This is a genomic window from uncultured Shewanella sp., from assembly GCF_947501665.1.
In the GTDB taxonomy this organism is placed as follows: Bacteria; Pseudomonadota; Gammaproteobacteria; order Enterobacterales; family Shewanellaceae; genus Shewanella.
Map to the genome: position 1 here is coordinate 1 of NZ_CANMWS010000026.1, position 14,126 is coordinate 14,126.

Annotated in this window: 11 protein-coding genes; 2 read left to right on the top strand and 9 right to left on the bottom strand. The window is 33.3% G+C overall.

Annotated features, from left to right (window positions below; all coding sequences use genetic code 11):
- Window positions 1–223, bottom strand: a 223-nt coding sequence (locus tag Q0976_RS18355; RefSeq protein WP_299495331.1) for a hypothetical protein, incomplete at its 3' end; no start/stop codon positions are given.
- Between the two features lie 69 nt (window positions 224–292).
- A complete protein-coding gene (locus tag Q0976_RS18360) occupies window positions 293–1,786 on the bottom strand; it encodes a hypothetical protein (RefSeq protein ID WP_299495332.1) in 1,494 nt (497 codons plus the stop codon).
- A gap of 615 nt (window positions 1,787–2,401) precedes the next feature.
- Between Q0976_RS18360 and Q0976_RS18365 the strand changes: the two genes are divergently transcribed.
- Window positions 2,402–2,668 carry a cupin domain-containing protein gene (locus Q0976_RS18365; protein WP_299495380.1) on the top strand — a complete coding sequence of 89 codons (267 nt, stop codon included), beginning with the start codon at window positions 2,402–2,404 and terminating at the stop codon, window positions 2,666–2,668.
- A gap of 30 nt (window positions 2,669–2,698) precedes the next feature.
- On the opposite strand, the gene Q0976_RS18370 is transcribed toward Q0976_RS18365, so the two are convergent.
- Complete coding sequence (locus Q0976_RS18370; protein WP_299495333.1) at window positions 2,699–2,983, bottom strand: hypothetical protein; 285 nt, start codon at window positions 2,981–2,983, stop codon at window positions 2,699–2,701.
- 423 nt (window positions 2,984–3,406) lie between these two features.
- Between Q0976_RS18370 and Q0976_RS18375 the strand changes: the two genes are divergently transcribed.
- On the top strand, window positions 3,407–5,029 hold the full coding sequence (locus Q0976_RS18375; protein WP_299495381.1) for a phosphoethanolamine--lipid A transferase: 1,623 nt from the start codon (window positions 3,407–3,409) through the stop codon (window positions 5,027–5,029).
- Window positions 5,030–5,078: 49 nt separating this feature from the next.
- Here the strand turns inward: Q0976_RS18375 and Q0976_RS18380 are convergent, their stop codons facing one another.
- The 6 genes from Q0976_RS18380 to Q0976_RS18405 are packed head-to-tail and all read right to left on the bottom strand — an operon-like array spanning window position 5,079 to window position 14,087.
- Window positions 5,079–7,220 (bottom strand): ATP-binding cassette domain-containing protein, encoded by a 2,142-nt coding sequence (locus Q0976_RS18380; RefSeq protein WP_299495334.1) that lies wholly within the window; start codon window positions 7,218–7,220, stop codon window positions 5,079–5,081.
- A 1-nt stretch (window position 7,221) separates the two neighbouring features.
- The gene (locus tag Q0976_RS18385; protein ID WP_299495335.1) at window positions 7,222–8,805 is read right to left on the bottom strand and encodes an ABC transporter transmembrane domain-containing protein; all 1,584 of its coding nucleotides are present in this window, start codon (window positions 8,803–8,805) and stop codon (window positions 7,222–7,224) included.
- 14 nt (window positions 8,806–8,819) lie between these two features.
- Complete coding sequence (locus tag Q0976_RS18390) at window positions 8,820–10,196, bottom strand: TolC family protein (protein WP_299495336.1); 1,377 nt, start codon at window positions 10,194–10,196, stop codon at window positions 8,820–8,822.
- A gap of 1 nt (window position 10,197) precedes the next feature.
- On the bottom strand, window positions 10,198–12,396 hold the full coding sequence (locus Q0976_RS18395) for a response regulator (RefSeq protein ID WP_299495337.1): 2,199 nt from the start codon (window positions 12,394–12,396) through the stop codon (window positions 10,198–10,200).
- Window positions 12,397–12,399: 3 nt separating this feature from the next.
- Window positions 12,400–13,734 (bottom strand): HlyD family type I secretion periplasmic adaptor subunit, encoded by a 1,335-nt coding sequence (locus Q0976_RS18400; RefSeq protein ID WP_299495338.1) that lies wholly within the window; start codon window positions 13,732–13,734, stop codon window positions 12,400–12,402.
- A 23-nt stretch (window positions 13,735–13,757) separates the two neighbouring features.
- Entirely contained in the window at window positions 13,758–14,087 is a 330-nt protein-coding gene (locus tag Q0976_RS18405) for an Hpt domain-containing protein (RefSeq protein WP_299495339.1), read from the bottom strand.
- Between the last annotated feature and the right edge of the window lie 39 nt (window positions 14,088–14,126).

Below are 14,126 nucleotides of genomic sequence, written 5' to 3' on the forward strand. Positions count from 1 at the left end.
CAAGAGATAAATAGAAAGTTAATACTCCAAGGTGTCGACTACCGACCGCATCTTGTTGAATTAAACATTGAATGAAGTACTCTGTATAGAGTTTAAATTCACTTTCTAAAAAGACAAATGGTTTTGCCCGAGTGGTGGGATCGGTAGGTACAAGGGATGTAAAATCCCTCGCACTTTTGCTATAAAGTGCGTGTGCCAGTTCAAGCCTGGTCTCCGGTATCATTTCTCTAATCAAGAATATTAAAGCCCTGATACATGTCAGGGCTTTAATATGTCTATTTTTAATTAATAGTTACTCTTGAAAAAATATAAATTCTACATATCCCGCCAAAGCAGGATTAGTGCTAAAACCATTAAAATATTCACATGAGTCACTATTTACACTGGAGTAAAGGGCTTGAGAATAACTTCCACCGCCTCCACCGCCAGAATAGCCCATGCCACCACCAGCGCCACCAGCACCACCAGCGCCATTGGCATAATGATCACCATAAGCACCAGCACCATCTCCATTATGTAGTCTGGTTAGTACTTCGGATGTATACCACCCTGAAAAGGTATGGTCTCCAACTCCACCAAAACCAGATTTCCCCCAATAAACTGAATTTTCGGGAGCATGATTATTAACGCCTTCGATCGCTTGAGAAGACAAGAATACGCTATCACTACAATCAGAATTGTTAAACTCACCAGATATACCGCCTCCTTTACCATACCAAGCATGGCCATTTGCACCGCCGCCATTGCTTCCTGCAGAAAAATTACATACACCTGAAATACTCGTTGATACGATTCCACCATCACCACCATGTCCACCGTTAATACCACTAGTCGCATCCACCCCATCTGCTCCGCCTCCAGCCATAATTAATATGTCATTGGCGTTAAATTCATAGGAGTTATCTTGAATTGAGTCTATCTCATCTTGTGGATCTTTAATTAATATGGTTGTTGATGTATTATATCTTCCAAGGTAAACATAAAGTGTATCTGTCATATTATGGAAATCAGAATATTTCAATACCGTTTGAGCCACTCCTCCGTATCCAGTAGTTCCACCTGTATTGTATATATTCTTTTTGAATGGCCTTGATTTAAAATAAGAATTTCCATGAAAGCCGGCACTGCCAAAGGCTCGAATACAAACAAGTGAATTTTCATCAATGTTATCATTTACCACTTGGGCGGTACTGAATATTTCCTCAATAATTATCTCACTGTTTTGACAGTGGTTTTCAAAAGAATGGTAGTAATCAGTAGTGCAAGTTGCTAAGCTATTATCACTGGAAGTATTTTCACAAATAATGGCACAATTTTGATTATTGCCGACCCATAACTCATCCTCTTCATTAGTATGGCCATATATTACGCTGTTATCGGCTTCAAAGACTTTAATTGTTTCTGACTCATTATTGTTTTCTGTTAAATCGTTAGGCTGTAGGTAGTGTAACCGCATTTCAATATGGTGATCATTTACAGATGGTAGTGCGATTCTTTGAATCTCTCTATAATCATCAACAATAATGGTTTCAACCACCTCATCAGTATCATTATCCTTGATGATATATTCTGTATAAAGATATTCATCTAAATCACCTTGTTCAGACTCACTTCCATGAATTAAGTATATTCGACCTATCGATGTTGGCTCTATGCTTAAGATTGCTGTTGTTTCTTCAAAAGTGTCAAAGCTATCGTTGTAGTCATCATCATTGCACCCTGCGGCTAATAATAGACTGGATGATATTAATGAAGCGTAAAAAATAAATCTTGATTTGAATGTCATAACTATTTCCTTTTGTCATATCCCTAAGATTACTCCCACTTGTATTTTAGTTGATAATAACCACAATATTTATCGTTTGTTGCTTTTGTGAGAGGGGAATAGTCGTATAAATGGTTGTAATTTATTCATCGTTCTATCCTGTCAACGACATTGTTAAGAAAGCGGGGGGCATGGGATATTTATCGATATGTAAGCCGTATTACTAGCTCTCGAACAATAAAATGTTCGCTTAAAAATTAATTTATGTTTGGGAGAATATCTCGGTATTTGTGGTAAAGAATGTTTGGATAAGGGATAAATTACACTGACATGCTGAGTGTCTATGTTTTTAGCGATAAAGTTTTTAGTGACTAAGGTTTTAGTGCGTTAGCTTGCTTCTTTCTAGCAATAACGATGTTGGTAATATCGTATAAATGAACAAGGCTCTCATAATGATTGATATCAACGAATTTGTTATAATGTCAATATTTACAATACTATGGGAAGTGATGTTAAATGAAAACCACAATACTAGCTGATGTACCAGAGACACAATCGCCTGCGGGTGCTGATGTTCGTTTTATGATGGAAGGCCAATCGGGAGGGATGATCCATTGAACCTTACCTCCCTTTCAAATCAATAAGGCGGTTGTTCATGCCACTGTTGATGAATTTTGGTATGTGCTTAAAGGACAGGGAGAAATATGGCGTAATAATGGCTTAAAAAGCAAGGTGACAAAACTTGTCGCCGGTACGGCAATTGATATTGCATCTGGCACTGTGTTTCAATATCGTAATATTGCTAATGAAGAGCTAACGTTTCTTTGTATTACGATGCCATCATGGCCTAACGATACAGAAGCAAGCTATGTTGACAATGGAAAATGGATCCCCACTGTTTAGCTCCTTGTTAAGGAAAATAGACATATTTTATTATTGATTTTTTGTTGGATGAATAACTAAGTGTAAATGAGCTTTAGGTGAGATATTGATTGAGGACGTTTTTCTTTCTTGGAGCTTAGGTACAGTGTTTCTCTTTAGTACAGTTGGGACCTTTGTTGCAGAACGGCAGAATTTATCTAAGTATTGTACAACGTAAGGAGGCGCTTGTAGAGGCATGCAATCCGATCCGGCTTTTTTATTATCTGTGATAGTGAATTGCTTAAGCTGACGTTTTTTTAGTGTTGAATTGAAGTTGGGAGTTATTTTTTTAGTCATAACTTAAATCCTTATAATCTATTTAAATAATACTATTAACTGTTATTAATATTATTGTTATATGTTTCATTACTTAGAGTATATTAAATTTTCAAATAAAGCTATTTATTTAAGGTGCCACCGAAGATGTTGTAAATAGAAAGGGTTTAAAGTGAATTGGTATTTCATGTTTGTAAATTAATGTATATACATATTTACCTAAGGTCATAATATGTGAATTTTAATTTTTTTTGTTGATTTTTTTATTATATCTTTCTGTTGATAAATACGTGGTTTTAAATAACATGATCTCTTTTATATAGTTTTTTATGTGTCATTACTTTAATGTATAGATGGTTTTTGTTTTTCGCTATTGAAAATTTCTTATTATCACTTAATTAATAGTGATATAACATGATTAATTTACTGTTTGGTGGTGTAGTTTTGCCTAATAAAATCAAGTGTATTTCTTCAAATAAGTTTGTCTTGCTATTGTCTCTTTATTATTTACTTGTCTTTAATATTCCTTTTTTTTATATGGTGAGGCGGGGACTTGAAGCTCAAAGTGATGTCAATGGACTATTTGTTTTTTCTATTCCTATTTTATTATTTTTGTTATTTTATTTTTTATTTACGATTTTCTCTGTAAAATATGTTGTTAAACCCTTTTTTATTGTTTTGACACTGTTATCTTCTTTAGTTTTTTACTCAAGTATGAAATATGGAGTTATATTTGATAGTAATATGATCCAAAATATTGCAGAGACTACTCAGTCTGAAGCGCTGTCTTATTTTAATGTGAGTGCGATATTTTATTTTTTATTGACTGGAGTGCTTCCTTGTTTGTTGATTTATAAAGTCAATATTACTTATCATTCTTTTTTTAAAACACTCATTGTTAAGCTATCAAGCTTGGTGGTTTCTTTCGTGGCCATTGTTATTATTTTAGGCTGTTTTTATCAAAACTATGCAGCTTTTGGACGGAATAATGATAATTTAAAGCGATTGATTATTCCTTCTTATGTCGTTGGTTCTCTCGTTAAGTATATTGATAATCGCTATTTTACAAAGCCAATTCCCTATCAGACACTGGGTACAGATGCTGTTGTGGTGAATGCAAAAGAAAAAAAACCTAATGTGATTGTAATGGTCCTTGGTGAGACAGCAAGAGCAAAAAATGATGCTTATTTTGGATATGATAGAGTAACAAATGCTTTTACAAAAGAATTTAATTTACTGGCTTTTCAAAATACTCGCTCCTGTGGAACGGCGACGGCAATATCGGTCCCTTGTATGTTTTCTCATCTTAATCGTACTGATTATAATTTGGCAAAGGCCCAGAGCCAAGATACTATTTTAGATGTGTTATCTTATGCTGACATTGATGTTCAATGGTTTGACAATGACAGTGGTTGTAAAGGTGTGTGTAATAAAGTAAAGCATAAAATGATCACTCGTCAGGACTTTCCGAAAGCATGTACAACAGCATCTTGTTTTGATGAGGCTTTATTAGCGCCTTTGAGTCAGGCGTTATTGGAAGTAAAACAGCAAAATACTCTGATTGTTTTACATCTTATGGGATCACATGGACCGACCTATTATTTGCGGTATCCTGAACGTTTTAGACAGTTTATTCCAGATTGTCAAAGAAGTGATATTCAAAATTGTAGCCAACAAGAATTAACCAATACTTATGATAATACGCTACTTTATACCGATTATATTCTTTCAAAAGTGATTCAAGAATTAGATAAATACCGTTCAGATTTTGATACTGGCATGATCTACATGTCAGATCATGGCGAATCTTTAGGTGAAAAAGGGTTATATTTGCACGGCGCTCCATACAGTATTGCGCCTGATGAGCAAACACATATTCCTTTTTTATCTTGGTTTTCTGATACATTTTATCAGCAAAATGGCTTAGATAAATCTTGTCTTCAAGATGTAGCTAAAAAAGGAGGATTCTCCCATGATAATGTGTTTGATAGCCTGTTGGGGATATTTAATGTTAAGACGAAAGAATATCATGCTAAACAAGATATTTTTAGTCAATGTAGAGCATAATTCTCTCTATTCTGGCCGGTTATTGTGATGTGGCTGGGAATAGAGGGAATTAGGCGTTCATACTTTGTATGACCTTGTCTGGAAAACCAAAGTATTGCTGATTACCGTCGGCATCGAGTAATAAACAATTATTCGATGCTGCAATAAAATGTTGACTATTAGTTGTATAAATAACCGTTGACTGGGCGAGTTTATCTGTTAAGAGTTTATCAATATAAGGTGCGTGCTCTTGCTCTACGCCGCAGAAAGGCTCATCAATGATAATGACTTGAGCATCACATGGACCTAAGCCTAACGCCAGTCTAATGGCTTGTAAGTGGCTACTGGATAATTGTTGAAGAAAGACATTATCCAGTATAGTGTCGAGCCCTTTAGGTAAGCATTGATTAAGATCTAAAATATTAAGAATATCATGCATTTGTTTTTCAGTGATCATGCCATTATGTAAAATAAAATTTGATGCAATACTGCCTTCAAATAGTCTTAAATCAAACGGCACATAATTGATGGCTTTTCTATATCGATAATTATTAAATTGTTTTATGTTATATCCATCCATATAAACAACGCCCTGATACTTATCTTCTAAACCCGCAAGAATAGAGAGTAATGTTGTTTTTCCTGAGCCCGAAGGTCCTGTAATTGCAACATTATCACCTATGGAAAATTTAAAACCCAAATTAGTGAGTCCTTTAGCGGCATGTAAATGTCGATGAGTTAACCCACTCGCGATTATTTCACCATCAAATGTACGAATAGGAGGGCTTTTTTCGAGGAAGGTTTGGTCATCATCAAGTGACATTAAGGCATTGATTTGTCTTGCTGAAGCTTGTATAGACTTGAATTTTACAATGGCGTTATAAATCCCCATGATAGGACTGAGTGCTTTCCAGACTAAGATCACGATAGCCAGCATAGCCCCTGCATCTGATGTACCGTTCATCACACCTAACACTGCAGTAACAATACTGGCTGTGCCTATTGTTTGTATAAGGGCTTGACCCATGCTTTGTATTTTACTGTTTGTTATAGAGACACTCTCTCCATCTTCTAAACTTTGTGAATGTGCCGCAGAAAAGCGAGATTGTATAATCCTTAATAAAGGGAGCCCTTGCATGCTACCTATACCCCTTAATAATTCATTCCATTGGTAAGAAACCATTGTATTTGCCCGTGAATTTTTTGAAGTCGCATGGATGTAGATATAACGAGCATAAATACAAAATAACAGCATAACGACGATACCAATTAAAACGGTTAATGCTGCTGCACCGGATAAAATAGTAATGGCCAAAATAAATACAATAATGAAGGGCATATCAAAGTAGCTTAAGGTTGACTCTGCAGTGACCAGTTTTCGAAATTGATCGATATCTCTTAATCGGGACAATTGGCTGGATACCCCTGCCGATGATGTCATTGAATAGGGAAGCCAAAGTAATTTTCCGACAACATTTTTTGAAATATGAATAGCGAGATCTTTTCCGGATGTTGTGAGTATATTCATTCGCATACGCTTGAAAAAAAACTCGGCTATTGCTAACAAAATAGCAAAACTGCCTAACCAATATAATGTGCTTATTGAATCTGAGGTCAGTGCAAAACTATAAACACTCATGATGAAGAAAGGTTGGAGTGCGCCTAAGATATTAACAATTAAGCTTAAAACAATAAGACTTTTAAATTCACTATTGTACCGATGAAAAGCATATTTAATCCAGTTTGATTTGTCTTGTGATTCAGGAGAGGGCTCTCGAAAAATCTTTGAATATTCTGAAACAATGCAGACGGTACAAGGAATAGCGTCTAAAGGGTGTTTTACTAAAATATTATTATTATAATCAAATAAATATGCAGTTTCATTTTCAATGTTAATTAGAATACCAGAAATATTTTGACATGCAACAAAAGCGGGACAAGTGATATTATTGAGATCTTTCATATGTTTGAGCTGAGTAATATTACATTGATACCCTAAACGGATCAGTGTGCTTTTAAATGACTCAATATCATTGTGCTCAGGAATAAAGGCATCTGAGAGGATGTCTGGCGTACCTTCCCATTGCAATGAGATTAAACTTAATGCAATGCCTTTTATGAGTGGTGAACGATGATATCTCGCACACATTTTAGATGCTTCAAAATCATTAAGTCTTTGTTCTATATCTCCAAAATCGATAAGAATACTCATATTAATATCCTTGTTTAATATGAATGTATTGAGTTGATGGATCTTGATAACTGAATTTATTTGAAATAATGATAACAATAAGATTACTTTTTTTGGATAATACTGTTGAAACCAGCATTTTCTCAAATATTTCATCATGGATCATATCAATATCATCCAATATAACAATGGATTTATGACTGAGTAATGCTCGAATGATGAGAAGGCAATAGTTGACTTTTCTAGAGAAGGGATGTTGTTGATGCCCTGTTATTTGAGTATAAAATCCATCTTTGAGTGCATCGATTTCACTTTTTATATTTAAGTTTTCACATAAAGTGAAAGCTGCATCATTAAGATGATTCCTAAAGCAGGTTAAATTATCAATGATGCTACCCTCTATGAGAGCACTATGAGTATCAATTTTTATTGATTTGCTTTTCCAAGTGTCATAATCGAGTGATGATAATGATTTATCATCAATGGTGATTTGAATATTGTTATCGTCTCTTTCCATTGTTAAACATTGTGCGATATAGGATTTCCCTGCATCTGCAGAACCATGTAGTACATACAGTTGCCCTTTGGTGAGAACTAAAGACGGATTATTATTTAACATTACTGATATATGATTAATCGTAAAATCTTTTATGTTGATGTTTTTTTCGTTTTGAAGATAGAAAAGCGTGCTTATTCTGGCAATATTGAGCTTATTCACTTTCCACTTACTTAGTGTCCGCATAACTTGTTGATATGGAGAAAAATACCGATTAGTTAATAGGATAATGGCGGCCATCACTCCTTGACTGATTTCTTGAGCAATAACCGATAAGGCGAGCATGACGACAACAGCAGCAATGGAAAGTTGTTGTATAAAAGAAAGAATAAGGCCTAATAATGAATCTAACTTTTCAAAAGAAATGCTGTGCTCTTCTCTATCATTGATCATAACATTCATTAGGCTCTCAATACGATACTCCATTGTTCTGCTTTTGATATCAAGGGGACTTGAAACAATTTCGATAATTTTTGAATTTGTTTTTCCTTCAATATCAGAGCGTTTTTCTAATACTGTTACTTTCTTAGAGGATATGATGACTGAAGAGATAATAAGGATTAATGAGGAGAGTAATATGATCACTCCAGAACCAACATTGATAATACCAATGATTAGAACAGTTATAATACTCGTGAGTGAATTAATAATGGCTTTAACGGACTCGCCTCCGAAAAAACTTTTTAATTCAGGTATGATAGCAATTCTTTCTAAGTACTCTCCTGGTGAATACTGAGTATATTTTGAGGAACTAGAATAGCAAATATCTTTAAATATTTTATTGGTTAGATCATTATCGAAATGTTTCATTACTAGTGAGGTGATCATTTCTTCTTTATTTTTTAAATAATAATCAAAATAGATGGCACTAATGATAATAAACGACAATAAAAATAAGGAGTCTTTGGATTGATTGGGTAAGATCCTATCAAAAATAATGAGTATAGAAAATGGAAGGACTAAGCCCAAAAGTGTTGTTATTATGGTTGATACGAATAAATAAAGTTTATCTGCTTTGCTTATTTTTCGAGTAAACCGCTCTGTTTTCATGTTTATCTCTTTATCTATTTGATTAAATGAAGCGGAATAGGTGATGAAGATAAATTGTCTGTCATAGGTACCATATCGCTCATAATACTGTTAATATAATGCATGTTAAGGAGGCCAATAACTTCATTTAAATTTATTAAATCAATCACATAGTTATATCTTGCGCTTTCATAGTCTCTAATGCTATTAAAAAGTTTACTTTCAGCAGAGAGCAAGTCAGTAATCGTTCTGGTACCCAGTTTGTGTGCTTTTTTTATGCCGTTGTAGGAAGCATAGTTTGCTTTAATAATTAAACTATAGCTTTCTAAAGATCGAGAAAAATCATTGATATTGGCGATAAGATTATTGAATGTTTGTAAGCTATCTTCCCCTGATTTGATGAGATCTAAATGACTTTTTTCAAATTCAACTTTATTCTTTCGATAGGTATATAAATCACTTCCACCTGTTGATAGAGGAAGACTGAAATTCAGAGAGTATACAATCGATTCATTAATTCCAAAGTCAGGCGGACTATTAGAGGATGGGTTGTTGGTATTATCTTTCCGATAACGAATATCCCCTGTTAAAGTTGGACTGAATGTAGATTGTGCCTCTTTAATTTGTTGTTTACTTTTCTTCAATTCCTTTTTTGAAATCAGAATGTTAGTATTGAGAACAAACATTGTTTTTCTGAGGAAAACTTCTTCAGGCTGGTTTATTTTAGGGAAGTGAGTCAATTTACTTAAGTCAAAAGAAGGGATTGTATTGACTTGTAAAATATTATTTAAATTATTTAGAATGACTGTTTTTTCTTTTTTTAATGTGAGTAGCCTATTTTTGATGTTTTCTTTTTGAGCTATTACTTCATATATTTCACTCTTAGCAGTATTACCTAATTGAATATTTCTTTCCATTTGTTTAAATCGTGCTATGGAGGAGGAAAATTCTGTTTCAGTGGCTTTAATTTGTGAACTATTCTTTAAAAAATTAAAGTATTCTGTTGCAGCTTGCTTGATAACTTCTTGCTCAGTTTGTAAGGATTGTAATTCACTCACGTCAATGTCAAGCTGGGTTGAAGTGATGGTATAAATATCATTAAGGTTAAAAAGACTTTGACTTAGCAGTAAGCTATAGCTATTTGAATTATAATCATTTTTAATGTGTTGATCCGTTGTTTGGAACTCTTTGTTTTCGTTCCATATAGTATCAGCATGAAGTGATAAACTGGGCAAAAATTTCGAACGGTGAATATCAGCATTGTACTGACTCGCTTCATAATTTTTTTTAGCACTTTTTAATGACAAATTATTGTTGAGAGCAATATCAACAATATCAGATAAACTGGATGCTTTTAATGTTATAGCGTTCCCTAATAAAGGAAATAAAATAATGATGAATTTTATTTTCATTTTATGAAACCTGTTTTTTATTGATATGGATATATTTCTTTATGGTTTTTAATATTTCATCACTTTTGTAAGGTTTACTGATTACAAAGTTCATTCCGGCTTCTAAACAAGATTGATGTTCAGAACGACTGGTGAGTGCAGTTGCACCTATAATGATACAAGGCATAGGTGTTTTTATTTCTTTTTCATGTTGCCTAATGAGTTTAGTGGCTTGTATACCGCCCATGCCCGGCATGATGCAATCCATGAAGATAATATCAACTTGATGCGTTTTTACCCAATTAACGGCTTCTAGTCCCCCGTTAACAATTTCGGCATCGTACTCGCATTGTTGTAATATTTTCTTGAGAATAAATTGTTGAATACGGTCATCTTCTACAATTAAGAATTGGTGTTTGATATCATCTTGTTCTTCTTCATTTTCGAGTGCATTAACAAGTTGAGGAATGAAATCATCGGGAACAATAGGAGTATAAAAAATATGATCGACATAAGGCTCTGTATTTTTTGCGACTTCATTCGATGAAACGGTTAAAAATAATTTTGTTTCCTTCTCTTTCGCTATTTTACTATAGAGTGTTTTACAAAATGATGTAAGTTGGATACCTTCAATGGTATCAGTTAAGATTATTGCATCATAAAGCTTTAAATTTGAAAGAGATTTGAAAATATCATTAGGTGAGCGTGCCACTTTTACTTTAGCGTCGTGTGAAATAAAAATATCTGATATAATATCGATTCTCAGCTCGGATCCAGCACAAATAAGAAAGAATTTATTTTTTAATAGGGGAGTTTTTTTGCTATAGGAAATAGGAGTGACTGATATTTTTGTTTCAAATTTTTGCTGTTTTCCTGATTGATACCAGCAAGTTGAAAATGAAGTCACTTTATCGAGAATGGATAAAGACCACTCATCATTTTTCATTGCATTGGTTTGCGTTTTTTCCCAATGAATATGATCAACCTTAGTGATATTAATATTAAGTGTGGTCAAAAATATGAGTTCTATTAAGATAACGGACTCTGCAATATCTGTTGCTGATTGACTATCGACTTTCATGAGTATGTTGCTGTTATCTTGTGCACTGATGGCATTTGATAATTGTAGAAATAATATCCAGAATAATTTTGTCGGATTACCAATAAGCTCATTAGGCAGGTTATTTTTGATGTCACATTCTATATTTAATGGGTGTTCACTATTTTTATTACTGAGGTGTATGATAATTTCGGTTAATAGTTGTATGAAGGAATAATGTTCTGTTTTTTCTTTTATGCCTTGAGAGAATAATTTATTATAGTTTTCAGCTAAATTAGATAAAGTTGTTGTGGCAATGGTGACATCTCGAGCAAAATTGACTGACTGTTCATCATTTTCGTTAATCAATAATTGAATGCCTCCTTTGATGGTGTTCGTTATCCCTCTTATTTCATAACCAATCATTGAGTAAAGTTGTTGTGATAAGTCAGTGTTTCGATTACTACTCTCTACTTTACTGTTTAACTCCTTTAGTTTTGAATATATTTTTCTTTCTTGACTACTAATATTAAAATCATTTAGCATTAAACTTGATGACGTATCATTAAAATTTTCAATGATTGATAGTATGTTATTAAAATCATTATTTTTCTTTTTTGCTTTGTTTATGATTTTCCTATTTTTAAATTCAATATAAATAGTAAAAGATATAGAGAAAAGTATAAGTATAATGAACAGAGAAAATATTATTTTATTGTTTGCTTCTTCTTTAGTAAGAAGACTATTGTTGAGCTTATCTATTATGTTACTGTGTTTTTTTTGCATATCAATAAGGACAGGAACTAATTGATTGATTGTCTTATCTGGTTCGTTATTAGAAGTGTATTTGTCTAATATTATGTTGAGCTTTGTGTATTCAGTGGCTCCAACTAAGCTAATTAGATTTTTGTCCTTTGATGCCATTAACTTAAATGCTTTTAAATTTTCTTTAATGGTACTAATTTGATTTGTGTATTTATCGCAAGGGCTTTCTTGGCATTGTATAAGGTTTAGTAAGAGTGTTTCTGTATTAACAATTAAATTATCTGAACTCTTTAATAAAGTAAGTGTTTTAGTATTTTTAGTATTGTTTTTAAAGAGCACCGCTGAGACTACTGTAAGAATAACAATACAAACCAACAACATTAGTACACTATAGGAGATTCTTTTGATTATTTTCATGTTTTACCTTTCATCAAATGTCTCTTCAATAGCTGACATAACGGGCTTTAGTGCATAGTCTATGACCGTTCTCGATCCGGTTTTAATTTCTGCTGTAAATTCCATAAAAGGAGATAAAGTGTATCTTATACCTGATTTTTCTAAATATGGTTGACTAATAGAGATATTGGCTAGATAAAACTCTGATTCTTTTTCTTCATAAGAAGAACGGCTAATAGATGCAATGACGGCGGAAACGCCCCCATATTGAGCAGAATTATAGGCATCAAATTTCAACTTGACTTCTTGACCTACTTCAACAAAGCCCATATCTTTCCTTGGGATCTTTGCTTCCCCATGCAATGTATTTTTTAAAGGCGCAATATCAGCAATACTTTCTCCTGGTGGGATCACTGCTGATTTAAAATTGTAGTGTATTTTATCAACGACACCATCTACAGGGGAGTAAACAATGAGTCTATCTACTTTATCTGATAATTGTGGCTTTTGCGCTTTTTTTATTTGTAACTGTTTGGCGTTCTCATTTATTTTTGATTGATATTCAGCATTTCGGTTAGATATTAAATCTGTGAGTTGTTTTGTTAATCTTTTTTGTTGAAATATTTCATTTAATGCCGCTTCTTCTAGATTTTCTATTTCGCGTAGCATATTCATTTCTTGTACCTGCATATTCAGTACATCGACATAAGAAGCCATTTCTTCTTCATGTAAAGTTTGTTTGATTAAAAGTTGTTTTCTAATGAGCGTTAATTGTTTTTTTGAGCTCTTGATTCGAGACTCCATGGAGTTGATTAGTTTATTTTTATGTTCAATATCATGCGTGATTAAGCCTTGGTTGGAGTTGTTTTTGTTGTACTCTAATTGCCATTTTTTTTGATAGTTATTGATGGCTTTTGGATACTGGTTGTATTGTGAAAAATCAGGAGAAAGCATGTTAGTTAAAGCGCGATAGGTGATAAGTTCTAATTCTAATTCAATAATTTCCAGTATTGTGGTATTGAGGGTTGAATTTCTTTCTACAGACTTTAGCTTTGCGATGGCTTGTCCTTCATATACGGTATCTCCCTGAGATACCATTAATTGCTCTAAAATACCTCCTTCTAGATGCTGTACTTTTTCGATATCAGAATCGAGGAGTAATTCGCCTCTGGCGGAGACAATAATATCGAGTTTAGCTTGCGATGTCAGGATTAAAACTATAATTAATCCAATAAATACAAAAAGTAATGACTTGTGTGTGCTTGTCATGACACTCTTGATTTGTATTTGATTATTTCTTTGAGTGATATCGTTTGATTGAGTTAGTGCTTTTTTTATATGCTTTTCTATTTCACTCATCTAAGAGACCTCGAGAGTATAAATTAACTCATCAGTATTTTATCTATTTGCTGATTAAGGCCTTCAATTTTATGACAAACAGTATCAATCACTTCTGAGGGGGGAACTTCACCTGACTTTGAACTTGTCTCGATATTTTCTAGTAAATCACATATTTCTTGTTCGAAAAAATTTGAAATGACACCTTTTAAAGAGTGAGAAACATGGAAGAGTTCATCGAGATTTTTATCGGCATAACTTGATTTTATTTTGATAATATCTTCGCCATGCTCTTCTTTATACATATTAAGGATGATGTCGACCATATCGGTATCATTGTCTAAGGTGTCTAAAAATTGTTGATAATGCTCCATAAATCCTCCTTGATAATGGTCTATTAATGCAATTGTGAT